The sequence below is a fragment of the Shimia sp. MIT910701 genome (assembly GCF_047126315.1).
In the GTDB taxonomy this organism is placed as follows: Bacteria; Pseudomonadota; Alphaproteobacteria; order Rhodobacterales; family Rhodobacteraceae; genus Shimia.
On sequence record NZ_CP138953.1, the window covers coordinates 2,181,081 to 2,202,925 of the forward strand.

Consider the following 21,845-nt stretch of genomic DNA (forward strand, 5'->3'; position numbering starts at 1 on the left):
GCAGATGAGCTTTCGCGAGGAACACGAACTGCACAAGCGCCGGTTTGGTCGCAACCTTGGGGTTGCGCTGGTCTTGGTGAGCTTCATTGTCATCGTTTTTGGCCTGACCGTGGTGAAAGTCACCCGCGGCGACTATGAGCCTGAAAACGCCAGTATTCAGCGGGGGCAGTGATGGCGATGGATCCGAAAAAAAAGACGCTGGTTCAGACCGTAGGTGTGGTTGTGACCATGGGCGCGCTGGCCTGGGCGTCTGTGCCGTTTTACGATTGGTTCTGCCGTGTGACTGGCTTTGGTGGCGTGACCAACACCGCCGAAGCTGGCAGCGACGTGATCCTCGACAAAACCATCAAGGTCCGCTTTGACGCCTCTATTGAACGCGATATGGCGTGGGAATTCAAACCCATGCAGCGCGAGATGGAAGTGCGCATCGGCGAGACCGGCCTGGCCTTCTATGAGGCCTATAACCCAACTGACCGTCCGATTGCGGGCACCGCGAGCTACAACGTGGCGCCGTATGACGCGGGTGGGTTCTTCACCAAGATCGACTGCTTCTGCTTTGAAGAGCAGGTGCTGCAACCCGGTGAGCGGGTGACGATGCCGGTGAGTTTTTACGTGGATCCGGAAATCGTGGATGACCGGGACGCGAAATATATCAAGGTGATCACATTGGGATACACCTTCTATGAAACAGACTTGCCCGAAGAGCTGGCGTCCTTGACGACAGCGGGTGAGTAAAAGCAAAACTAATAGGCAAGCCTTCCAACGAGGGAAACTGAGAAAATGGCGCACGTAAAAGATCACGATTATCATATTTTGAACCCCTCATGGTGGCCGTTCCTGGGCGCCGTTGGTGGTTTCATCATGCTGTTTGGCGCAGTATTGTGGATGCACGACAGCGGACCTTGGGTGTTCCTGATTGGCTTGGTGGCGGTTCTGTACGTCATGTTCGGCTGGTGGGCTGACGTGATTGCAGAAAGCAACGTAGGCGATCACACGCCGGTGGTTCAGATCGGCCTGCGCTACGGCTTCATCCTGTTCATCATGTCCGAAGTCATGTTCTTCGCGGCGTGGTTCTGGACCTTCTTCAAGCACCGCATGTATCCGATGGATCCAAACGGCAACAGCCCGGCAGTAGATGGCCCGTGGCCACCAGCGGGCATTGAGACCTTTGACCCTTGGCACCTGCCGCTGATCAACACGCTGATCCTGCTGTGTTCCGGTTGTGCAGCGACCTGGGCGCACCACGCGCTTGCGCATGAAGACAACCGCAAAGACATGAAAAACGGTCTGATCATCGCGGTTCTGCTGGGTGTGATCTTCACCTTCTTCCAGGCCTACGAGTACAGCCACGCGGCGTTCAGCTTCTCCGGCAACATCTATGGCGCGTCCTTCTTCATGGCGACCGGCTTCCACGGTTTCCACGTTGTGATCGGCACGATCTTCTTGTTTGTCTGCCTGCTGCGTCTGAACGCGGGTCATTTCACCAAAGAAAAGCACGTCGGTTTTGAGGCGGCTGCCTGGTACTGGCACTTTGTGGATGTGGTCTGGCTGTTCCTGTTTGCCGCCGTGTACATCTGGGGCCAATAAGGCGACCTGCTAAAGGTTGATCCTTGAGAGCGGATACGATTAAAGCAAAGCGCGGCAGGTTCTGCCGCGCTTTTTCTTTCTAAGAAGGATCGCTGTCTTGCGTCGACTGTTCTGGCCGCTGTTTTTTGGCATTCTGGGCACGGTGGTGCTGGTGTCGCTGGGCACATGGCAGTTGCAGCGACTGACCTGGAAGGAAGGCGTCATTGCGGAGATCAATGCGCGGATTGCGAGCGATCCTGTGGCGCTGCCGGAGCCCATTGATTTGGAGCGGGACAAGTACCTGCCGGTGGCTGTGTCTGGCACCATCACCGAAGATGAAATCCACCTGTTGGCCAGCACGCGGGACGCCGGAGCTGTCTATCGCCTGGTGTCGGCGTTTGAGACTGAAGGTGGCCGTCGGATCATGATTGATCGCGGTTGGATCAAGACCGAAGACAAAGACGCCGCGCGTCCGGCACACGATGTGGAAGTGGTGGGCAACTTGCATTGGCCGGATGAGCGGGACAGTTTTACCCCAGCCAATGACGTGGACGGCAACATCTGGTTTGCCCGTGATGTGGAGCAGATGGCTGAGGTTCTGAACACCGAGCCGGTCCTGCTGATCGTGCGGGAAGACAGTGACAAGGGCGCGATTGCGACGCCTTTGCCGGTGGACACTGCCGCGTTGCCCAACAATCACCTTGAATATGTCCTGACATGGTACGGACTGGCAATTGTCTGGGTGGCGATGACCCTGTATTACCTGCGCCGGATGCGCAAAACCAAAAAGGCCTGAGAGACGTGAAATATATTTCGACCCGTGGAAACGCCCCGGAGCTGAGCTTTGAAGAGGCCATGTTGACCGGTCTCGCACGTGACGGTGGGCTGTATGTGCCAGAAAGCATTCCGACGCTGTCTGCCGAGGAGATCGCAGGACTGGCGGGCAAGTCGTATGAAGAGGCCGCGTTTGTCGTGATGCGTCCGTTTGTGGGCGATGCCTTCACCGATGAAGAGTTCAAAGGCATCATTGCGCAGGCCTATGCGAACTTCCGCCATGACGCACGCGCGCCCTTGGTGCAGTTGGCGCCGAACCACTATCTTCTGGAGCTGTTCCACGGTCCAACGCTGGCGTTCAAAGATTTCGCGATGCAATTGATTGGTCAGCTGTTCCAATTCTCGCTGGCGCGCCGCAATGAGCGAGTGACCATTGTGGGCGCGACCTCGGGTGACACCGGCTCTGCCGCTATTGAAGCTTTCCGCGGATTGGACAATGTGGATGTGTTCATCCTGTTCCCGCATGGCCGGGTGTCCGACATTCAGCGCAAACAGATGACCACGCCAGAGGACGCCAATGTGCATGCGCTGGCGCTGGATGGCGACTTTGACGACTGTCAGGCCAAGCTTAAAGACATGTTCAACGACTTTGACTTCCGCGATGGCGTGAAGCTGGCCGGTGTGAACTCGATCAACTGGGCGCGGGTGCTGGCGCAGGTGGTGTATTACTTCACTTCCGCCGTGAGCCTTGGCGCGCCATATCGCAAGGTGAGCTTCACCGTGCCAACTGGTAACTTCGGCGACATTTTTGCAGGCTACATCGCCAAGAAGATGGGGCTGCCGATTGACCGTCTGGTCATCGCAACCAACCAAAACGACATCCTGCATCGCACCATGGAAACCGGGGCTTACACCAAAGAGGGCGTGACGCCGTCGATCAGCCCGTCTATGGACATTCAGGTCAGCTCCAATTTTGAGCGCGCGCTGTTTGACGCCTATGGCCGTGATGGCGGCGCGGTGGCGCAGTTGATGGAAGAGTTGAAGGATGGCTCCTTTGCGATCTCCCAAGGCGCGATGGAAACGCTGCGTGAGCATTTTGACAGCGGCCGGGCCTCGGAAGAGGAAACAAACGCCACCATCGCCAGCGCATTTACCGCAACCTCAGAAGTGCTTTGCCCGCACTCGGCAGTTGGCGTAAAGGTCGCGAATGCCTATTTGGGCGAAGTGCCTATGGTCACTTTGGCCACGGCGCATCCGGCGAAGTTCCCGGACGCGGTGGAAGCTGCGATGGGGGCACGTCCGGCACTGCCGCCGCATATGGCGGATATGATGGACAAAGACGAACGCGTGACCCGTGTTCCCAATGATCTGGGAGCGCTGGAAGCGCTCATCAAGGAACGGATTGCACAACGTTGACAGTCAAGCTGCACACACTCGCGAACGGGTTTCAGATCGCAACAGAACATATGCCGGGGCTGGAAAGCGCCAGCATCGGCATTTGGGTGAGCGCTGGTGGGCGCCATGAGCGCGCGCCACAAAACGGCATTGCGCATTTTCTGGAGCATATGGCGTTCAAAGGCACGGAGCGTCGGACTGCGTTGGAGATTGCTGAGACCATCGAAGATGTGGGTGGCTACATCAACGCCTACACCAGCCGCGAGGTTACGGCCTATTACGCGCGGGTTCTGAAGAACGACGTGGCGCTGGCCATGGATGTGGTGGGCGACATTGTGCTGAACCCGATCTTTGATCCAAACGAGATCGAGGTTGAGCGGGGCGTTATCTTGCAAGAGATCGGTCAGGCGCTGGATACGCCGGATGATGTGGTCTTTGATTGGCTGCAAGAGCGGGCGTACCCAGATCAGCCAATGGGCCGCACCATCCTGGGCGAGGGCGACCATGTGCGCCGCTTTGGCCGCGAGGATCTTTCCGCTTTTGTGACCGAGCATTACCGTCCGGAGCGGATGATTTTGGCGGCGGCAGGTGCGGTGGATCACGACGCGATCGTGCGCATGGCCGAGGAGATGTTTGGGCATCTGGAACGCGGGCCATCTATCGAACTGGTCCCCGCGCGATTTGTCGGCGGCGAGTACCGCACCGAAAAGGCGTTGGAACAGGCACATTTTGCGATTGGCTTTGAAAGCCCGGATTATTTCAGCGCCGACATCTACACAGCGCAGATTTACTCGAGCGCTTTGGGTGGCGGCATGTCGAGCCGTCTTTTCCAGGAAGTGCGGGAAAAACGCGGGCTGTGCTACGCGATCTTTGCCCAAACCGGGGCTTATGCCGACACCGGCATGACAACGATCTATGCGGGCACCTCGGGCGAGCAAATTGGCGAGTTGGCCGAGATCACCATTGATGAGCTCAAGCGCGCCGCCGAGGATATGAACTCTGTCGAGATCGCGCGGGCGCGCACGCAGATGAAGGCAGGCTTGTTGATGGGGCTGGAAAGCCCGTCGAGCCGCGCGGAACGTTTGGCGCGGATGCTGGCAATCTGGGGCAAAATCCCGAGCTTGCCGGAAACCGTGGAGCGCATTGATGCGGTGAGCGACGCCGATGTGCGCCGCTTGGCCGAACAGATGGCGAGCCAAGCCCGCAGCGCGATGGCGCTTTATGGGCCGGTGTCCGCTGCGCCTGCGCTGGACGCTTTGGAAGAGAGGCGCGCCGCTTAATGCTTCTGACGCGTCGCAGGGTTCGGATCGAGACCGAGCGCATGACCTTGCGCCCGCCGATCCATGCGGATTTTCGCGAGTGGGCGGAGCTGCGCTCTGCCAGTGCGGATTTCCTCATTCCCTGGGAACCGGTTTGGGCCAGCAGCCACCTGAGCCGCAAGAGCTTTACCAATCGCGTTTATTGGGCGCAGCGCTCGATTAGCAATGACAGCGCCGTGCCGCTGTTTATGTTTCGCCGCGAAGATTACAGGCTGGTTGGCGCAATCACACTCGACAACATCCGTCGCGGACCGGCGCAGGCTGGCACGCTTGGCTACTGGGTGGGACAGCCCTTTGCGCGACAGGGCTTTATGGCCGAGGCGATTGAGGCGGTGGTGCACCATGCTTTCACGCGGCTGGACCTGAGCCGCATTGAGGCAGCCTGTTTGCCGGAGAATGTGGCGAGCCGCGGCGTGCTCGAGAAATCTGGGTTCAAATACGAAGGCGTGGCGCAGAGCTATTTGCAGATCAACGGCCGCTGGCGCACCCATGTGTTGTACGCGTCATTGCGCCATGACCGGCGTGGGCGCACGTTGGCAGGGCAGGTGTAGGGGCTTTGCCCCAGCCTCAGCAGTGCTGAGGTTTCCCCAGGATATTTGTGGAAAGAAGAAGCCCAAGAAACCGTGAACGCCAAATGGGAGGATTTCTGCTAGGCTGCCTGAAACAGGGAGGAATGCAGAATGCGGTTTCTTGTTATTTTGGGACTGATTTGGACAACGGCGGCACATGCGCAGGATCGGCGGCCGAGCCATTGTATCGCGTTGGCGCAAGTGCCTGGTATTGAATATTTGCACAAAGCATCCTTTCGCGAGCCAGTAGAAAAGCACGCGGTGCGGATCAGCTACATTAGCCATGCGTCCTTCCTGATCCAGAGCCATGACGGCATTGATGTGGTCACCGACTACACCGGGTTTCTGGGCGTCACCACGCTCGTGCCGGATGTGGTCACGATGAACCACGCGCATTCCACACACTGGACAGCCAATCCCGATCCCGCGATCCCCAATGTCCTGCCGGGGTGGGGAGATTATGGGCTGGGGATCGAGCACCACTTGGATTTGGGCTCGATGCTGATCCGCAATGTCTCCACCGACATTCGCAGCTTTGGCGGGGTGGAGGAAAAGGGCAACTCGATCTTTGTTTTTGAGGTTGCGGGGCTGTGCATTGGCCATTTGGGGCATCTGCACCATGAGCCCAACGACGCGCAATATGCTGCCCTGGGCCGGTTGGATGTGGTGATGGCGGCCGTGGATGGGGGCATGAGCCTGGATGTGCCCACTATGATGCGGGTGCTCAAGCGGCTCAAGGCGCAGGTGGTGATCCCGATGCATTGGTTTGAGGAATGGACCTTGAGCGCGTTTCTGACCGGCATGTCGGACGAGTATCTGATCGAGAACGAAGGGCGCTCTAGTCTGACCGTCAGCCTACGGGACTTGCCGGATCGGCCCACCATTAAAGTGCTCGCGCCGCGCTATCTGCAAGACCCGTAAGGGATTTTGCGTGGACCTTGCCGCTAGGGCAGCGTAGATCAGGGCCATGAGTTTACATGATGTCTCCCCCGATTTTGTCCAATCCCTGTCCGAACAGCTGCCGGAAGGCACCTTGCGTAGGCCGGAGCCGCGATACTTGGAAGAGCCCCGTGGGCGGTCTTTTGGCAACGGTGGCGTGGTGGCCTTGCCGCGCTCGGTCGAGGAGGTCGCAACTGTTGTAAAGGCCTGCAACGCGGCTTGCGTGCCAGTGGTGCCTTATGGCGGGGGAACCGGGCTGGTTGGCGGCCAGATTGTGGAAGAAGGCGCCAAGCCGGTGATCCTGTCCCTGGAGCGCATGAACAAGGTGCGCGACGTGCGCCCTTTGGAAAACGTGATGATCGCGGAAGCAGGGGTGATCCTGCAGGATGTGCAGGCGGCGGCCGAAGCGGCCGACCGGTTGTTTCCCCTGTCGCTTGGGGCGGAAGGCACAGCGCGGATTGGCGGCAATCTGGCGACCAATGCTGGCGGCGTGAACGTTCTGCGCTATGGCAATGCACGGGACCTGTGTTTGGGGCTGGAAGCGGTGCTGCCTACCGGCGAAATCTGGCACGGGCTGACGCGGCTGCGCAAAGACAACACCGGCTATGATCTGCGCAACCTCCTCGTCGGCGCGGAGGGCACTTTGGGCGTGATCACGGCGGCGACGCTGAAGCTGTTTGCGCGGCCAAAATCGGTGGCCACGGCGATCATGGTGGTGACCGACCCGACAGCGGCCCTGCGCCTGTTGGCCATGGCGCGGGACATCGCAGGGGAATCCGTTTCGGCGTTTGAGTTGATGCATCAGAACGGTATGGATTTTGTGGTCGAAACCTTGCCGGACGTGCGCCTGCCGTTTGAGGCTGCGCCAGAGTGGTCGGTGCTGATCGAGGTGGGCACCGGATCGGGGGCGGAGGGCCTTCTGGAAGATTTGTTTGGCGAAGCGCTTGAAGAAGGCTTGGTCGCGGACGGGCTGATCGCACAGAGTGCGCGCCAGCAGGACGACTTCTGGAACCTTCGAGAGCATATTCCGGTGGCCAATAAGGCGATTGGCTCGGTGGCAAGCCATGACATTTCCCTGCCGCTGGAAGCGCTGCCCGAGTTTATCACAGAGATGAGCGCCAAAATTGCCGCGCAATGTCCGCTGCGCATCAACTGTTTCGGGCATCTTGGCGATGGTAATTTGCATTACAACCTGTTCCCGCCCAAAGGCGGCGATCGGCATGACTATGACGATATTCGCCACGATCTGAGCGCGCAGATTTATGATCTGGTGCATCAGTACGGAGGTTCATTCAGCGCCGAACACGGTGTTGGGCGGCTCAAGGTTGGTGATTTGGAGACATACGCGGACCCGACACGGCTGGCGGCGATGCGGGCCATCAAAACAGCGCTGGACCCGAACGGGATCATGAACCCGGGCGCGGTGCTCGCGCCCTAGGTCTTCTCATTCTGCAAGTATCCTGGGGAGTCGCCCAAGGCGACGGGGCAAAGCCCCTCTTACAGGCCCTCGAATTCGCAGAGCACGGAGACATCCATGCCCATGGCTTCAAGTTTCTTACGGCCGCCAAGCTCCGGCAGGTCGATGATAAAGGAGCAGCTGATGATCTCGCCGCCCAGCCGTTCGATCAGCTTGATACCCGCCTCAGCGGTGCCGCCGGTGGCCAGCAGGTCATCGACCACGAGGATTTGCTCACCGGGCTGGATGGCGTCGTCGTGGATCTCGACAATCGCCTCACCGTACTCGAGCTTGTAATCCTGCGAGATGGTGGTGCCGGGCAGTTTGCCCTTTTTGCGGATGGGCACAAAGCCAACGCTCAATTGGTGGGCAATCGCGCCGCCAAGGATAAACCCACGTGCCTCAAGCCCAACCACCTTGTCGATGCGGGTGCCGGCGTAAGGGTGCAGCATTTGGTCAATCGCCATGCGGAACCCGCGCGGGTCCGCAAACAGCGTGGTGACATCGCGGAACATGATGCCTTCATGCGGGAAATCGACAATGGTGCGGATGTAGTCTTTGACGTCGGCGCTTTTAGGCATCTTTGGTTCCGGGGTTAAATTTCAGACGCAGCAGGTTTGGCGGATGCAAGCGCGGCGCGCAAGGGCGGAGTTTGTCGCGGTGGAGAGAGTTTGCTCTGGACGGAGGGCGCATCCCCTCTGTAAGCCGATTTGGGACAGGGATGCAGCTTGGGTGGGTGTCACATGGGATCAACAGACGCGGGGCAGTCGGACAAGGGCAAAGCGAAGGCAAAGCCTAAGTGTAAGTCCAAGGTCAAAGTGAAGTCCAAAGCCAAGAAGGACAGTCAGCTGATCCTGCGGCTCGACAAGAAGGAGCGCGATGCCTTTGTTGATCTGTGCAAGGATATGGACACAAGTGCCGCGCGGGAAATTCGCGGCTTTATCCGAAAGTTTATGAAGAAAAACAAACGCTAAGCAGCACGTTTCAGTGTTGCTGTCAGCACCCCCATGCCCATTAACGTGATGCCACCGATGCGGGTTAGGCCGCGCATCACGGACGGTTTCTCGATACGACTGCGCAGCCGATCGGCCAAGAGCGCATAGGTCAGCGCATTGAGAGCGGCGAGGGAGACAAACGTGCTGATGAGGATGGAGAACTGCGGCAACATGGCTGCGGTTGGGTCAATGAACTGCGGCACAAAGGCAATGAAGAAACCGATGCTTTTAGGGTTCAGCGCGGTGACGGCGGCGGCATGACCAAAGACGCCGCGTGCGGGCAGGTCTGCGGATTTGCTGATGTCGCCCAAATGGGCCTGACCGGCGCTGCGCAGCATTTTGAAACCAAGCCAGACAAGATACACGGCGCCCACCCATTTGAGGACCATAAAGGCGGTGGCGGAGGCCAGTACGATGGCGCCCAAGCCCATCAGCGAGGCGGTCATGGCAATCAGATCGCCCAGGGCCACTCCGGCAGCGGTGGCGACGGCGACTTTGCGTCCTTGGGTGAGCGCGTAGCTGAGCACCAACAGGATGGTGGGGCCGGGGATCAGCAAGAGCGCGGTGGAGGCGGCGACAAAGGTCAGCCAGAGATCGAGGGACATAAGACAGGGCCTGCAGATGAATCAACAGGCCCTATCAAACAGATGAATTGGACTTTGGTCTAGCGGCAATTAGCCTGCGAGCACGCGACCTGCGACCGCATCCAGTTTGGCGATCATTTCTGGGTCACGTTTGTCCGGAGCGGTCATGATGGCAAACTCCAGCGCTTTGTCGCAACCGTGTTCACAGTCGGCGCGTTCCGCTCCGAGGAGGGCAGGCAGGCCACGCACAAGGTTGCGGGCTTTCTCACTGTTGCCGGTCAATGTGGCAATGATTTCAGTGACATCCACTTCGCCATGCTCCGGATGCCAGCTGTCATAGTCGGTGACCATGGCCACCGAGGCGTAGCAGAGCTCGGCTTCGCGGGCCAATTTGGCTTCGGGCATGTTGGTCATGCCAATCACATCCGCGCCCCAGCTTTCGCGGTACATTTTGCTTTCGGCCAAAGTGGAGAACTGTGGACCTTCCATCGCGAGATAGGTGCCGCCTTTGTGCACCTTGATGCCAGCGTCAGTGGCAGCGGTGAAGCAGGCGTCTGAGAGGCGCGGGCAGGTCGGGTGGGCGACGCTGACGTGAGCGACAAGGCCGGGGCCAAAGAAGGATTTTTCGCGCGCGAAGGTGCGGTCAATGAATTGATCCACAATAACAAAATCGCCCGGCGCCATTTCTTCGCGGAAGGAGCCTGTGGCGGAAACGGAGATCACATCGGTCACGCCAAGGCGTTTGAGCGCGTCGATGTTGGCGCGGTAAGGCACGGAGGTTGGCGTGTGCACGTGGCCACGGCCGTGGCGTGGCAGGAAGGCCATTTTCACGCCGTTCAAACGGCCGGTGAGGATCTCATCAGATGGGGTGCCAAAGGGGCTTTCTACCGCCTGCCATGTGGCGTCTTCCAGCCCGTCGATGTCATAGATGCCAGAGCCGCCAATGACGGCGATCATGGTTTCTTTGGTGGCCTCAGTCATGCCCGTCTCCCAGTGCTAATCGTTGGGCAAAGTTGTGCGGACAAGAGGCCGGAATTGCAAGGAAAAGCCGGGTCGGTAACGCGTCTGTAATGCGTCTGTATCGCGACGGTGCAAATTTGGATGGCATCAGGGTTGGGACAAGCCGCGTTTTGCAAGTTGGGCACGGTAATAGGCGAAAGCGGCTTCAAAGCCGGTAAGCGGCCACGTGAGGTCTTGGGAGGCGCCATGGCGATCGCGAAAGGTGAAGCGGAAGTCGCCTCCAGTGCGCATCTCCGCCAGCAAGGTTTCTGCGGCGTCGCCGTCGAAGATGCATCCGGTGCCGGTTAGACAGCCGACCCGGTTGGTGTGCCAGACGGAGGTGCCATCGCGTTCGATGCGGAAGTTGCCGGGGGCGGTGAGGGTGCCGAGCTCCAGTCCGAACTCGATTTCAGGGCGGTCATCGTCGGATTGGGTCAGGAAGAAGAACTGCGCGGCAAAGTTTGGTTGCGGTGAGAACACGTCCACGCGTCGGATGTAACAGCGTTGCGCCAGCGTGCCATTTTCGTCGCGCTCGTCACACAGCGTGTTCCAGAGGTCATGGATTGCGTGGTGGGTTACGCGCCAATTGGAGGGGCGGTCGTTGGCTGCCTGATCCTGAGCGGCGAGGGGAGTTGCGGCCAGAGTGAGGGCAAAGAGCCAGCGCATGGGGGACTCCTGAAACGGTACGCGTTGGCGGCACTCTTCATTTCATAGGCTTGGCTGTCCAATCACGTGGCGTCAGCAATCTGTGAAGGAAAATGCCGAATTGGGCGGCAGCGGGGGCAGTGGCGCGGCGGAACGTGGTGCAAAAGCCTCTGACGGGGCGTCGGGCCGGTCGCCGCTATTGTTTGTTAAGGGCAAACCGGCTAGGGAGGCCGCAAAGCGAACACTCCCAGATTTACGCAGGTACACTCATGAGACGCGCGGCGTTGGCCATGCTGGCCAAGAATATTTCTCCTCCCAACCTTTCGATCATGCAGGACGAAGGGTTCACTCCAAACCGGATCAAGACAGAAGTGCTCTCCGGCCTGACCGTGGCGCTGGCGCTTGTGCCAGAAGCTGTGGCCTTTGCCTTTGTGGCTGGGGTGCACCCGCTGGTGGGCTTGTACGCGGCGTTTTTGGTCGGTCTGATCACCGCGTTGATCGGTGGCCGTCCGGGCATGATCTCCGGCGCAACCGGTGCGTTGGCGGTGGTGATGGTGGCCTTGGTGGCCGAGCATGGCGTGGAGTATCTGTTTGCGACCGTGATCCTGATGGGGATTTTGCAGATCATCGCGGGCGCGTTGCATTGGGGTAAATTCATCCGCCTTGTACCACATCCGGTGATGCTTGGCTTTGTGAACGGTCTGGCGATTGTGATTTTCCTCGCACAGCTGACGCAGTTTAAAGACCCGGCTAACACCGACGCATGGCTGGCAGGACCGCAGATGGCGATGATGTTGGGGCTTGTGGCGTTGACCATGGGCATCATCTGGGGGCTGCCAAAGCTGACCAAAGCCATTCCAGCGCCACTGGGGGGCATTGGCATCACCGCGATCATTGTGATTGTGTTTGGCATCAATGTGCCAACCGTGGGCGATATGGCCTCCATCAAGGGCGGCCTGCCGAGCTTCCACATTCCGTTTGGCGAAGGCGAGGGGATTTATCCACCAGCGCTGTTGGCGCCGTTCAACCTTGAAACGCTCTACATCATCCTGCCGTATGCGGTGATCCTGGCGGCGATTGGCCTGATCGAGAGCCTGCTGACGCTGAACCTTGTGGGTGAGATGACCGGCAAGCGCGGTGGCGCGTCGCAAGAATGTATCGCGCAGGGGACGGCGAACGTAGTGACCGGCTTCTTTGGCGGCATGGGCGGCTGTGCGATGATTGGTCAGTCGATGATCAACGTGAAATCCGGTGGTCGCACGCGGATCGCAGGTATTTGTGCTGCGTTGTTCCTGTTGGCGTTTATCGTTGTCGCAAGCCCGTTGATCGAGCGTATTCCGCTGGCTGCGCTGGTGGGCGTGATGTTCATGGTGGTGATCGGCACTTTTGCCTGGAACAGCTTCCAGATCATGCGCCGTGTGCCACGGATGGACGCCTTTGTGATTGTGCTGGTGACGGTGGTGACCGTGCTGGAAGACCTTGCGGTGGCGGTGGTCGTCGGCGTGATCGTGAGCGCGCTGGCCTACAGCTGGCAGAACGCACGGCGCATCCACGCGAACACCCGTGAGAGCGAGAGCGATCCGGGCGCGAAGGTTTATGAGATCGAAGGGCCGCTGTTCTTTGGCTCTGCTGAGGGCTTTAGCGAGCTGTTCGCTGTGGACGCCGATCCGGAGCATGTGATTGTGGATTTCGCCCGGTCGCGCGTGGTGGACCAGTCCGCGTTGCAGGCAATTGAAGCGGTGGCAGCCAAGTATGAGGCGGCGGGCAAGCAGGTTGTGCTGCGTCACCTGAGCCGGGATTGCCACGAGCTGCTGACCAAAGCGGGCAACTTGATGGTCGATAGTGACGATGACCCCGAGTATCAGATTGCCGTGGACTATCCGGTGAAAACCGGGGTGTTTGGCGGCGGTCACTGATCGCAGCAACAGATGACTAAGAAATGGGCTGGCCGAGAGGCTGGCCCTTTTTTGTTGCCGTCTCTTGCCTCGGAGAAGCCGAGGCGCGCCCGACCCTCCCCACAGGAGGGCGCTTTGCACACACCTAGGGTCAGGCGCGCCTCTTGTTTCTTGGCAGGAACAGGCGCAATAGGAATGGGACCACACCGGAGCAACCCTCATGACTTTCCTTGCCATTCTGATCGGGCTTTTGCCGTCGTTCCTGCTTGTTGGGCTGGGTGGGCTGCTGCGCAAACGTTTGTCGGCCAATGCCTGGCAAGGGTTGGACAAGCTCAACTTTGAGATCCTGTTTCCGGCGCTGTTGTTTGTGGCAGCAAGCCAGCGACCTTTGGAAGTCGCTCAGGTGGTGGGCATTGCGCCTTTGGTCTGGGCGCTGTTGGCCGTGGGCTTGGTGGTGGGCTATGGCGCACGGCGGTTTGGGCCCGAGCGGTTTTTGGACTTTGCCGGAGCGTGGCAGACCGCGTGGCGGTTCAACACGGCGTTGGCGTTTATTGCGATTGCCACCACGGATAAGGCCGACGCGGGCGTGATGGCGGTGGCGATTGGTATGGCGGTGCCGATGGCCAATGTGTTCGCGGTCAGCGCGCTGAGCCGGGGCGGCAGTTTTGGGCTGTGGGGCACAGTCAAGAAAGTGGCGCTTAATCCGTTTTTGATCGCCTCACTTGGTGGCGTGCTGGTGGGGCTGTCAGGCCTGACGATCCCGGCGCCGGTCTTGGCCCCCCTGGAGATGTTGGCAGCCGCGGCCATTCCGATTGCGTTGATCTCGGTGGGGGCGACGATGAATTGGGGGGCGCTGGCGCGGCTGGATGCGTTTAGCGGCATCATCTGCGCCACCAAGCTCTTGGTGATGCCGGTTGCAGCACTGGTGCTGGCGCTTGGGTTGGGGCTGGAGAGCGGCGTGGCGGTGGTGCTGGTGATCTGGGCGGCTTTGCCGACCGCGAGTGCGGCGCATGTGCTGGCCTCGGGCTTTGGCGCAGATCGGGAGTTGTCCGCGACACTGGTGGCACAGACAACTTTGTTGGGGGCGATAAGCCTGCCGGTGTGGATCACACTGGCTGAGGTGGTGTTTTAGACCGCCTTTAGCCGGTCGATGTCACTGGCCATGATGGCCGGGATCGCGCGCTCGATTGTTTCTTTGGGCCAGTCCCACCACGCGATGTCCAAAAGCGCGGCAATAGTCGCGTCATCAAAGCGCTTTTTCACCACAGTTCCGGGATTGCCGGTGACGATGCCATAGGGGGGCACCGTGCCACGCACCACGGCACCTGCGCCGATGATGGCGCCGTGGCCGATTTGCGCGCCTGCCGTCACCATCGCGCCGTAGCCGAGCCACACATCATGCCCGATAATCGTGTCGCGTTTGTCGGGCTGGTAGCCCTCCGGCACGGTCTCGCCAAAGATTGGGAAAGGGTAACAACTTAGCCCGTCCATGGCGTGGTTGGCGGAGCTGGTGATAAACCGCACGCCATGCGCGATCTGGCAGAACCTGCCGATGTCCAGCGTGCCTTGGCTGAAGGGATAGAGGTAGGGCACAAGACGCTGTGCCCAATCCTCTGGTGGATCAAAGTCGGAGGCGTAGGTGTAGTCCCCTACTTTGATGTTGTCTTGATCGATCACCGCAGACAGCAACACCGTGCCTGCGTGTTTGCTGCCATCGGGCAGGGTGATCGGAAAGGCGGTTTTGGGATCGGGAAGGGGCATGTGGCCCTCCTTATCAAATGTCCCTCGCGCCTGAGGCCCCTTGCTTATTGATCGGGGCGGGCGAGGGTGAAGGTGTTGTCGACCACCGCATAGTCCTTGTAGCCAAGGCGGCTCAGCGGGCGGTAGGTGGTGACGTCAAAAATACCATCCACAATACAGTTGTCGCGCAGGTGTACGCCGGTCACTTCGCCAATGGCCATAAAGTTGTTCTCTCCCAAGAGAGGCACAATCTGGGTCAGGCGGCATTCCAGAGATGCAGGCGCCCCCACAAGGCGGGGGCAGTCGATGGTGTCACATTGTGTGGCTTCCAGGCCTGCGGCCACAAACTCGTCCTCATCTTTGCCCAGCGGTCCGGAGGAGATGTTCATCGCGTCGCGGATGCTCTCTTCGACGATGTTCACGCAGAACACGCCTGTGGCGCGGATATTGGACAAGCTGTCTTTGCCCTCAGCCTGATCGTCCTTCTTGCCGGTGGAGGCAAACATCACCTGCGCGGGATTGTCCGCGAGCGCATTGAAAAACGAGTAAGGCGCGAGGTTGCGCACGCCGTTTGTGTCCTGGGTGGAGACCCAGGCGATTGGGCGCGGGCTGACGATGGCTTTGAACGGGTTGTGCGGCAGGCCGTGGCCGTCTTTGGGCTGATAGAACATCGGACTGACTCCATATTGGTTTGCAGGCAGTCGTAACGCCATGTTAGGGGCGAGGAAACCGCAAAATTTCAGACGGGCAAGAGGCGCGCAGGTGTTTACGCTGGCAGTGGAAACGAAGGACGATTGGTGGGAAGTGGAGGCGCTGTATGACCTCTGCTTTGCGCCGGGGCGTGAGGCCTTGTCGTCCTATCGTTTGCGCGATGGTGTGGACCCTGTAGCGGGGCTGTCCTTGGTGGCGCGCGATGCCGAGGGGATTTTGGCCGGAGCGATCCGCTATTGGCCGGTTCGAATTGGCGCTGCGACGGCGTTGTTGCTGGGGCCCGTGGCAGTGCACCCGACGCATCAGGGCGAGGGCTTGGGTGGTTTGCTGATTGAGGACAGCTTGCAACGGGCGCAGCCTTTGGGCTGGGAGCGGGTGATGCTGGTGGGTGATGCGCCGTATTACAAGCGGTTTGGCTTTGAGAAACTGGACGGCGTGGTGATGCCGCCGCCGACCAATCCCGAGCGGGTACTGGGCCGCGCGCTTGTTGAGGGCGCTTGGGACGATGTTTTTGGGGATGTGGAGAGTGTGGCCGCCACGCATGCCGACTAAACGGGACACTGTTCAGCAGATGCCGCCAAATCAGCGACACATCGCTTCTTCGTAGCATTTCAATAAGTCAGAAAGCTGAGCTGGCTCAATTTGTATGTAGCTCGGACAGTGCGAAGTTGTGAGCTCAAACTTTCGCCCGGCACCCCCGGGTTTCAGTACCCCTATAACGTCATGCTCCGTCGTCGGCAGAACATCTACAATTCCTTCGTATTCCGCAGAGATGGTTACGCGCAAATCGACGGAACCAGAAGTAAATTGGACTAACGTTGAGCCTTCCAACTTATGGCCCGAAAAACTGTATGCATCTAAGTAAGTGTATTCAATTTGGAAAGGCATTTTGACCTTTTCAGTCGGAGGCCATAACATAGCTCGAACGTCTTCAAGTTGTTTTTCGTGAAGAAAGGGAGTGGACGTGTTTCGTGTGAACTTTCCAACGACTATTTTCTCCCCTTCAGCAAGTGTATTTGGCAACCGACTGGAAAGAGCGATGGAATGATGACGCAGTAACTGCTGTTGGGTTGGAGCGTTTTGGCTGTTCTCACGTATAGCAGGAGGCCATTCGGAGCAGGACCATGCTTCTGCTCTATCCGATGGAGCAAGAAATAAGATCAAAAATAGCAGAAATCTAAATTGCGTCATGGTTGTTTACGTCGTGTTTCAGAAGTCAAATTTTGTAATTGGAAATCAGTTGCGCGCGACTTCTTGGTGCCTCCGCCGCGATGTTGGCTCGAAGGCGACTTTGGGCAGTCCCTGATATTCTTGCAAGTCTATAACCTCTCAGGAATGGCCTTTCTATCCTGCATAGTTGAACCAGCGGCCAATTACCCTACCTCTATACCCATGACCCAAATCGAGATTTTGCCGGATGTTCCGGACCAAGACATTGACGTAAGTTCCGAACTAGACGCGCTGGCCAAGCGCTATGGCGGGGCCAGTGGGCTGGGCATGAAAGTGCTGGGCGTGTTGGGCATGCCGGTGAGCGGGTTGCTCAAGAGCTTGCCGGGTGAGGTGCAGGACGGGCTGGGTGGGGCTACGGAGGTGGCTTTGATGCAGGCCGTGAAATGGGCCGATGGCAGCCGGGGCTTGGTCAAAGATCAGCCGGATTGGATCAACGCCAGCGTTACGGCGGCGCTGGGCGCGGCGGGTGGGGCCGGGGGCGTGACCTCGTCGCTGGCGGAGCTGCCGATCACGGTGACGGTGCTGTTGCGCGCGATTCAGGGCGTGGCGGTGCAATATGGGTTTGACCCAAGCCATGAGAGCGTACGGTTTGATTGCGTGCGCGTATTGGCCGCGAATGGGCCGTTTGAGGAAGATCGCGGCGCGGATTTGGCGATGCTGGAGCAGCGGGCAGGATTGGCGATGGGCGGCACCAAATGGATCAGCACGGTGATTGTGCCCAAACTGGCGCCGGTTTTGGGGCAGAAGCTGGCGGCGCAGATGGTGCCGGTGATTGGCGCGGCGGCAGGCGCGGCGACGAACTACGCCTACACCAGTTATTATCAGGACATCGCGCATGTGCATTTTGGCCTGCGCAAACTGGCGGTGGAGGCAGATGTGTCACCGGAGGTGCTGGTTGACGGGATGCGCAAGCGGTTGGGGAAAGACTAGCCGGGCAACGCCTGACCGTGGGTGGGCGATCTCGCCTGTCGAATATGAACCGAGCTCTCCATCCAAAACCACTTTTGGGGCATGACAAATCAGGCCAAAATCGCCCGCCCATGGGGGCGGTCACCTCTCGGGAGCTTGCTACACAAGCCCCTGACGGCCAGTGGGGAGATGCTCGGCGGCGTGCAACGCACGCCTTTTCCCGAGCGAAGTAAGGTGTTTATCCGCTGTTGCGCAGGTATTCCATCACGTCGGGGCGCACGGACTGTTCGCCCCGCTCACGCGCAGCGTGGATCACGCGGCGCAGCTCACCCAGATCGACCCGACGGATCAGGCTTTTCACCGGGCCAATGGAAGCCGGGCGCATTGACAGGTTGCGCAGACCCATAGCAGCAAGGCAGACAGCCTCAATTGGGCGGCCGGCATCTTCGCCACAGAAGCTGAGCGGTGTGCCGGTGTCGATGCAGCGGTTCACAATGCCTTCCAGGAAGGTCAGGAAGCTGACGTTGAGCGTGTCATAGCGGCGGCGCACCCGCTCGTTTTCACGATCCGCGGCAAAGAAGAACTGTTTCAGGTCGTTGCCGCCAATGGAGAGGAAGTCGACTTCTTCGTAGAATTTCTTGGGCGCAAAGCCCAATGATGGTGTTTCCAGCATCGCGCCCACTTCGATCTCTGACGGCAGCGGGTGGCCAAGGATCATCTCGCGTTCAATCGCCTTGTCCACTTCGGCGCGGGCCATTTTGTATTCTTCATATTGCGCGATGAAGGGGAACATGATGGTGAGCGGGCGTCCGTTGGCGGCACGCAAAAGCGCCTGAAGCTGCATGCGCATCACGCCGGGTTTGTCCAAGGCCACACGCACTGCGCGCCAGCCAAGCGCCGGGTTAGGTTCGTCTTGCGGGGCCATGTAGGGCAGGACTTTGTCGGAGCCAATGTCGAGTGTGCGGAAGACCACGCGTTTGCCGTCGGCGGCGTCCATAACGCGTGCATAAAGCTGCGCCAGTTCGGTCCGTTTGGGCATTTGGTTGCGGATCAGGAATTGCAGCTCGGTGCGGAACAGGCCCACACCTTCGGCACCGGAGGATTGCAGCGACGGCAAGTCGGCCATCAATCCTGCGTTCATGGTGAGGTGCACCACCGCGCCATCGCGGCTCTTGGCCTCTTTGTCGCGGATGCTGGCGTAGCGTTCCTGTGCCTTGGCAGCCATGGCGATCTTGTCGCGGAAGGCGGTCACAACCGTGTCGTCGGGGCGCAGGTGCACGATGCCCTGATCGCCGTCGACCATGATGTGGTCGCCATTGAGTGCCTCGGTGGTGATTTTGTCGGCGTGTATCACCAAGGGGATTGCCAGCGCGCGGGCAACGATCGCGGCGTGGCTGCCGACGGAGCCCTCTTCCAGCACGATGCCTTTGAGATTGCGGCCATATTCCAGTAATTCACCGGGGCCGATGTTGCGCGCGATCAGGATGGGAGCAGCGGGCATGTCTGCGCCGGTCTCGCTGCCTTGGCCGGTCAGGATGCGCAGCAGGCGGTTGGAGAGATCGTCCAGATCGTGCAGGCGTTCGCGCAGATACTGATCGGTGACCTGCTCCATGCGGGCGCGGGCGGTGGATTGTTCTTTTTCGACAGCCGCCTCTGCGGACAGGCCGCGCGCGATGTCCTGCTCCATACGCTTCATCCAGCCTTTGGAGTTGGCAAACATGCGGTAGGCTTCAAGCACTTCCAGCTGTTCTTTGTCACCGCGTTGGGCGCCATCAAGCATTTTGTCGACGCCAACGCGCAGCTCTTCGACCGCCTCGTTCAGGCGGGTGAGCTCTACGTCTGGGTCATCCGCCACGGGGTTGGTGACCACGACGCGAGGTTCATGCAGCCAGACGTGGCCTTCGGAGGCGCCTTCTTGGCCTGAGGTGCCGCGAAACAGCTCCGATTGCTGGTGCAAGGCGCTCATGGCGGCGCCTTCGCCGACAAACGCGCCAAGTTCGGTCATCTCAGCGAGCACCATGGCGACCACTTCCAGCGCATAGACTTCATCAGCGGAATACCCACGTTTGTCTTTGGATTGCACAACCAATACGCCGAGGTTGTCGCCAAGGCGCTGCACCGGCACGCCGCAGAAGCTGGAGTAAATCTCCTCGCCGGTTTCCGGCATGTAGCGGAAGCCTTTGGCGCTGGGCGCGTCATCGGTGTTCACCACTTTGGAGGTGCGGGCCACGCGGCCGACAAGGCCTTCGCCAACACGCATGCGGGTCTGGTGGACCGCTTCTGCGTTCAGGCCTTCGGTGGCGCAGAGCTCTAGCGTGTCCTCATCGCGAAACAGATAGATCGAGCACACCTCTGTGCCCATGGAGGTGGCAATCAGATGGGTGATTTTGTCCAGGCGCTCCTGACCGGCGCTGTCTTCGGCCAAGGCATCGCGCAGGCGCCCCAAAAGTTTGCGGCTCTCGGTTTCGGTTTTTTGCACCATGGTGAGGTGTGGTCCTTGTCACTACTCGGCGCCGAATAGATCACAACAATCGTGGAATCAAAACGGTTTATATGGCTGTCTTGGTTGCAATAATACGCCGCGTTGCAGCGATTTTTGTGAAGAAAATTTAAAAACTTGGACGAGCGTGTTGATTGACGGGGAAAAGCTTGCGCAGGGTGGCTTGCTGCGGTGTAGCAAAGCGTAGCATCGAATTGGGCATTATGCTGTAAAAATTGGCGAAATGCCGCAAATTCGGGCGGCTTGTGTCCTGAAAGAAAAACGCGCGACCCTTTGGGCCGCGCGTTGACATTTTGCAGCGCGGCTTACGCCGCTTTTTCCAGTTCAAAGGCGTCGTGCAAGGCCTGCACCGCCAGTTCCATGTATTTGCGGTCAATCAGCACGGAGATTTTGATCTCCGAGGTGGTGATGACTTTGATGTTCACGCCCTCGTCAGAGAGCACTTTGAACATCTTGGCCGCGACGCCGGACTGGGAGCGCATGCCGATGCCCACAACGGAGACCTTGGAGACGTCTTCGTCGATCACCAATTCGGCAAAGTTCAGGCCGCCGGAGGTTTTGAGCTCGTCCAGCGCGGTTTCGGCGCGTTTCACCTGATCTGTCGGCAGGGAGTAGGTCATGTCTGTGCGGCCATCTTCAGAGATGTTCTGCACAATCATGTCGACGTTCACGCCTGCGTCAGACAGGCAGCCAAAGATGATGGAGGCGATGCCGGGGCGGTCGGCCACGGACAGCAAGGTCATTTTGGCTTCGTCGCGGGAGTAGGCCACGCCGGCCACAACATTGGATTCCATGATTTCCTCCTCATCGCAGACCAGCGTGCCGGCCTCGTCGGATTGTTCTTCAAAAGAGCTGAGCACGCGCAGTTTCACCTTGTAGCGCATGGCGAGCTCGACAGAGCGTGTTTGCAGGACCTTGGCGCCCAGAGAGGCGAGCTCCAGCATTTCTTCAAAGGCGATTTTGTCCAGTTTGCGCGCCTTGGAGCAGATGCGCGGGTCGGTGGTGTAGACGCCGTCCACATCGGTGTAGATGTCACAGCGTTCCGCATCAAAGGCGGCGGCAAAGGCCACCGCTGTGGTGTCGGAGCCGCCACGGCCGAGCGTGGTGATGCGACCTTCCTCGGAAATGCCCTGGAAGCCGGCAACCACGGCGACGCGCATGCCTTCGCCAAATTTGGCGTTGATGTTGTCGGTCGGGATCTCTTCGATCCGGGCCTGGCTGTGGGCAGAGGAGGTTTTGAGCGGCACTTGCCAGCCCTGCCAGCTGCGCGCGGGCACATCCATTTCCTGCAGGGTCAACGCCATCAGGCCAGCGGTGACGTTTTCGCCGGAGCTGACCACCGCGTCATACTCGCGGGCGTCATAAAGCGGCGAGGTTTCGTCCACATAGCCCACAAGTTTGTTGGTTTCACCGGACATGGCGGAGACAATGACAATCACGTCATAGCCTTTGGCCACCTCAACCCCGACGCGTTTGGCGGCGCGGCGGATGCGGTCCAGGTTGGCGACAGAGGTGCCGCCGAATTTCATCACAAGTACGGGCATGGCGCGTCCTTAGTTCGTAAGTCGCAGGCGGTTTACGCGCTTGGGGGCTCCGAGGCAAGGCAGATTGGCGCGTCA

General features: G+C 59.4%; 23 protein-coding genes. 14 read left to right on the top strand and 9 right to left on the bottom strand.

Annotation, left to right across the window (positions count from 1 at the left end; translation table 11 throughout):
* Window positions 1-4: 4 nt before the first annotated feature.
* The 9 genes from SIB38_RS10405 to SIB38_RS10445 all read left to right on the top strand — a co-directional run bounded on the left by SIB38_RS10405 (window position 5) and on the right by SIB38_RS10445 (window position 8,000).
* Window positions 5-172 (top strand): hypothetical protein, encoded by a 168-nt coding sequence (locus tag SIB38_RS10405; RefSeq protein ID WP_058240054.1) that lies wholly within the window; start codon window positions 5-7, stop codon window positions 170-172.
* Window positions 172-735 carry a cytochrome c oxidase assembly protein gene (locus SIB38_RS10410; RefSeq protein WP_294113946.1) on the top strand — a complete coding sequence of 188 codons (564 nt, stop codon included), beginning with the start codon at window positions 172-174 and terminating at the stop codon, window positions 733-735. The genes SIB38_RS10405 and SIB38_RS10410 overlap by 1 nt, the downstream gene beginning before the upstream one ends.
* 45 nt (window positions 736-780) lie before the next feature.
* The gene (locus SIB38_RS10415) at window positions 781-1,587 is read left to right on the top strand and encodes a cytochrome c oxidase subunit 3 (protein WP_412551978.1); all 807 of its coding nucleotides are present in this window, start codon (window positions 781-783) and stop codon (window positions 1,585-1,587) included.
* 97 nt (window positions 1,588-1,684) lie between these two features.
* Window positions 1,685-2,362: an SURF1 family protein gene (locus tag SIB38_RS10420; protein WP_412551979.1), complete on the top strand. Its 678-nt coding sequence runs from the start codon at window positions 1,685-1,687 to the stop codon at window positions 2,360-2,362.
* A 5-nt stretch (window positions 2,363-2,367) separates the two neighbouring features.
* Window positions 2,368-3,756 (top strand): threonine synthase, encoded by a 1,389-nt coding sequence (gene thrC, locus SIB38_RS10425; RefSeq protein WP_412551980.1) that lies wholly within the window; start codon window positions 2,368-2,370, stop codon window positions 3,754-3,756.
* Window positions 3,753-5,015 (top strand): M16 family metallopeptidase, encoded by a 1,263-nt coding sequence (locus SIB38_RS10430; RefSeq protein ID WP_412551981.1) that lies wholly within the window; start codon window positions 3,753-3,755, stop codon window positions 5,013-5,015. The genes thrC and SIB38_RS10430 overlap by 4 nt, the downstream gene beginning before the upstream one ends.
* On the top strand, window positions 5,015-5,605 hold the full coding sequence (locus SIB38_RS10435) for a GNAT family N-acetyltransferase (RefSeq protein WP_412551982.1): 591 nt from the start codon (window positions 5,015-5,017) through the stop codon (window positions 5,603-5,605). The genes SIB38_RS10430 and SIB38_RS10435 overlap by 1 nt, the downstream gene beginning before the upstream one ends.
* A gap of 129 nt (window positions 5,606-5,734) precedes the next feature.
* Window positions 5,735-6,544, top strand: a complete 810-nt coding sequence (locus SIB38_RS10440; RefSeq protein WP_294113934.1) for an MBL fold metallo-hydrolase — start codon at window positions 5,735-5,737, stop codon at window positions 6,542-6,544.
* A gap of 46 nt (window positions 6,545-6,590) precedes the next feature.
* Complete coding sequence (locus SIB38_RS10445; RefSeq protein WP_294113932.1) at window positions 6,591-8,000, top strand: FAD-binding oxidoreductase; 1,410 nt, start codon at window positions 6,591-6,593, stop codon at window positions 7,998-8,000.
* Window positions 8,001-8,059: 59 nt separating this feature from the next.
* On the opposite strand, the gene SIB38_RS10450 is transcribed toward SIB38_RS10445, so the two are convergent.
* Window positions 8,060-8,599 carry an adenine phosphoribosyltransferase gene (locus SIB38_RS10450; RefSeq protein WP_294113931.1) on the bottom strand — a complete coding sequence of 180 codons (540 nt, stop codon included), beginning with the start codon at window positions 8,597-8,599 and terminating at the stop codon, window positions 8,060-8,062.
* 162 nt (window positions 8,600-8,761) lie between these two features.
* Here SIB38_RS10450 and SIB38_RS10455 point away from each other — a divergent pair, with 162 nt between their 5' ends.
* Window positions 8,762-8,992, top strand: a complete 231-nt coding sequence (locus SIB38_RS10455; protein ID WP_294113929.1) for a hypothetical protein — start codon at window positions 8,762-8,764, stop codon at window positions 8,990-8,992.
* Here SIB38_RS10455 and SIB38_RS10460 read toward each other — a convergent pair.
* The 3 genes from SIB38_RS10460 to SIB38_RS10470 form a co-directional block, all read right to left on the bottom strand.
* Complete coding sequence (locus SIB38_RS10460; protein WP_294113926.1) at window positions 8,989-9,618, bottom strand: LysE family translocator; 630 nt, start codon at window positions 9,616-9,618, stop codon at window positions 8,989-8,991. The two genes, SIB38_RS10455 and SIB38_RS10460, sit on opposite strands and share 4 nt — an antisense overlap.
* Window positions 9,619-9,687: 69 nt before the next feature.
* Window positions 9,688-10,578, bottom strand: a complete 891-nt coding sequence (locus SIB38_RS10465) for an S-methyl-5'-thioadenosine phosphorylase (RefSeq protein ID WP_294113923.1) — start codon at window positions 10,576-10,578, stop codon at window positions 9,688-9,690.
* Between the two features lie 126 nt (window positions 10,579-10,704).
* A complete protein-coding gene (locus tag SIB38_RS10470; RefSeq protein WP_412551983.1) occupies window positions 10,705-11,262 on the bottom strand; it encodes an invasion associated locus B family protein in 558 nt (185 codons plus the stop codon).
* 248 nt (window positions 11,263-11,510) lie between these two features.
* Here SIB38_RS10470 and SIB38_RS10475 point away from each other — a divergent pair, with 248 nt between their 5' ends.
* On the top strand, window positions 11,511-13,157 hold the full coding sequence (locus SIB38_RS10475; protein WP_294113918.1) for a SulP family inorganic anion transporter: 1,647 nt from the start codon (window positions 11,511-11,513) through the stop codon (window positions 13,155-13,157).
* A gap of 199 nt (window positions 13,158-13,356) precedes the next feature.
* The gene (locus tag SIB38_RS10480; protein WP_294113916.1) at window positions 13,357-14,268 is read left to right on the top strand and encodes an AEC family transporter; all 912 of its coding nucleotides are present in this window, start codon (window positions 13,357-13,359) and stop codon (window positions 14,266-14,268) included.
* On the opposite strand, the gene SIB38_RS10485 is transcribed toward SIB38_RS10480, so the two are convergent.
* Both SIB38_RS10485 and SIB38_RS10490 read right to left on the bottom strand, forming a co-directional pair.
* Window positions 14,265-14,897, bottom strand: a complete 633-nt coding sequence (locus tag SIB38_RS10485) for a CatB-related O-acetyltransferase (RefSeq protein WP_294113914.1) — start codon at window positions 14,895-14,897, stop codon at window positions 14,265-14,267. The two genes, SIB38_RS10480 and SIB38_RS10485, sit on opposite strands and share 4 nt — an antisense overlap.
* A 44-nt stretch (window positions 14,898-14,941) precedes the next feature.
* On the bottom strand, window positions 14,942-15,547 hold the full coding sequence (locus SIB38_RS10490; RefSeq protein WP_294113912.1) for a flavin reductase family protein: 606 nt from the start codon (window positions 15,545-15,547) through the stop codon (window positions 14,942-14,944).
* A 91-nt stretch (window positions 15,548-15,638) separates the two neighbouring features.
* Between SIB38_RS10490 and SIB38_RS10495 the strand changes: the two genes are divergently transcribed.
* Window positions 15,639-16,139: a GNAT family N-acetyltransferase gene (locus SIB38_RS10495; protein WP_294113910.1), complete on the top strand. Its 501-nt coding sequence runs from the start codon at window positions 15,639-15,641 to the stop codon at window positions 16,137-16,139.
* Window positions 16,140-16,169: 30 nt separating this feature from the next.
* On the opposite strand, the gene SIB38_RS10500 is transcribed toward SIB38_RS10495, so the two are convergent.
* The gene (locus SIB38_RS10500) at window positions 16,170-16,778 is read right to left on the bottom strand and encodes a hypothetical protein (RefSeq protein WP_412551984.1); all 609 of its coding nucleotides are present in this window, start codon (window positions 16,776-16,778) and stop codon (window positions 16,170-16,172) included.
* A 201-nt stretch (window positions 16,779-16,979) separates the two neighbouring features.
* On the opposite strand from SIB38_RS10500, the gene SIB38_RS10505 reads away from it, so the two are divergent.
* Window positions 16,980-17,747: an EcsC family protein gene (locus SIB38_RS10505; RefSeq protein WP_294113909.1), complete on the top strand. Its 768-nt coding sequence runs from the start codon at window positions 16,980-16,982 to the stop codon at window positions 17,745-17,747.
* Between the two features lie 217 nt (window positions 17,748-17,964).
* Here the strand turns inward: SIB38_RS10505 and ptsP are convergent, their stop codons facing one another.
* Both ptsP and SIB38_RS10515 read right to left on the bottom strand, forming a co-directional pair.
* Complete coding sequence (gene ptsP / locus SIB38_RS10510) at window positions 17,965-20,208, bottom strand: phosphoenolpyruvate--protein phosphotransferase (protein WP_412551985.1); 2,244 nt, start codon at window positions 20,206-20,208, stop codon at window positions 17,965-17,967.
* Window positions 20,209-20,531: 323 nt separating this feature from the next.
* On the bottom strand, window positions 20,532-21,770 hold the full coding sequence (locus tag SIB38_RS10515) for an aspartate kinase (RefSeq protein WP_294113906.1): 1,239 nt from the start codon (window positions 21,768-21,770) through the stop codon (window positions 20,532-20,534).
* Between the last annotated feature and the right edge of the window lie 75 nt (window positions 21,771-21,845).

What these genes read in the sequence shown, in the direction of transcription:
- SIB38_RS10480 (WP_294113916.1), top strand. Translation starts at nt 13,357, where the DNA reads ATGACTTTCCTTGCCATTCTGATCGGGCTTTTGCCGTCGTTCCTGCTT.
- SIB38_RS10500 (WP_412551984.1), bottom strand. Translation starts at nt 16,778, where the DNA reads ATGACGCAATTTAGATTTCTGCTATTTTTGATCTTATTTCTTGCTCCA.
- SIB38_RS10470 (WP_412551983.1), bottom strand. Translation starts at nt 11,262, where the DNA reads ATGCGCTGGCTCTTTGCCCTCACTCTGGCCGCAACTCCCCTCGCCGCT.
- SIB38_RS10490 (WP_294113912.1), bottom strand. Translation starts at nt 15,547, where the DNA reads ATGTTCTATCAGCCCAAAGACGGCCACGGCCTGCCGCACAACCCGTTC.
- SIB38_RS10485 (WP_294113914.1), bottom strand. Translation starts at nt 14,897, where the DNA reads ATGCCCCTTCCCGATCCCAAAACCGCCTTTCCGATCACCCTGCCCGAT.
- SIB38_RS10405 (WP_058240054.1), top strand. Translation starts at nt 5, where the DNA reads ATGAGCTTTCGCGAGGAACACGAACTGCACAAGCGCCGGTTTGGTCGC.
- SIB38_RS10435 (WP_412551982.1), top strand. Translation starts at nt 5,015, where the DNA reads ATGCTTCTGACGCGTCGCAGGGTTCGGATCGAGACCGAGCGCATGACC.
- SIB38_RS10505 (WP_294113909.1), top strand. Translation starts at nt 16,980, where the DNA reads ATGACCCAAATCGAGATTTTGCCGGATGTTCCGGACCAAGACATTGAC.
- SIB38_RS10410 (WP_294113946.1), top strand. Translation starts at nt 172, where the DNA reads ATGGCGATGGATCCGAAAAAAAAGACGCTGGTTCAGACCGTAGGTGTG.
- SIB38_RS10465 (WP_294113923.1), bottom strand. Translation starts at nt 10,578, where the DNA reads ATGACTGAGGCCACCAAAGAAACCATGATCGCCGTCATTGGCGGCTCT.
- SIB38_RS10445 (WP_294113932.1), top strand. Translation starts at nt 6,591, where the DNA reads ATGAGTTTACATGATGTCTCCCCCGATTTTGTCCAATCCCTGTCCGAA.
- SIB38_RS10460 (WP_294113926.1), bottom strand. Translation starts at nt 9,618, where the DNA reads ATGTCCCTCGATCTCTGGCTGACCTTTGTCGCCGCCTCCACCGCGCTC.
- SIB38_RS10455 (WP_294113929.1), top strand. Translation starts at nt 8,762, where the DNA reads ATGGGATCAACAGACGCGGGGCAGTCGGACAAGGGCAAAGCGAAGGCA.
- SIB38_RS10450 (WP_294113931.1), bottom strand. Translation starts at nt 8,599, where the DNA reads ATGCCTAAAAGCGCCGACGTCAAAGACTACATCCGCACCATTGTCGAT.
- ptsP (WP_412551985.1), bottom strand. Translation starts at nt 20,208, where the DNA reads ATGGTGCAAAAAACCGAAACCGAGAGCCGCAAACTTTTGGGGCGCCTG.
- SIB38_RS10475 (WP_294113918.1), top strand. Translation starts at nt 11,511, where the DNA reads ATGAGACGCGCGGCGTTGGCCATGCTGGCCAAGAATATTTCTCCTCCC.
- SIB38_RS10515 (WP_294113906.1), bottom strand. Translation starts at nt 21,770, where the DNA reads ATGCCCGTACTTGTGATGAAATTCGGCGGCACCTCTGTCGCCAACCTG.
- SIB38_RS10440 (WP_294113934.1), top strand. Translation starts at nt 5,735, where the DNA reads ATGCGGTTTCTTGTTATTTTGGGACTGATTTGGACAACGGCGGCACAT.
- SIB38_RS10415 (WP_412551978.1), top strand. Translation starts at nt 781, where the DNA reads ATGGCGCACGTAAAAGATCACGATTATCATATTTTGAACCCCTCATGG.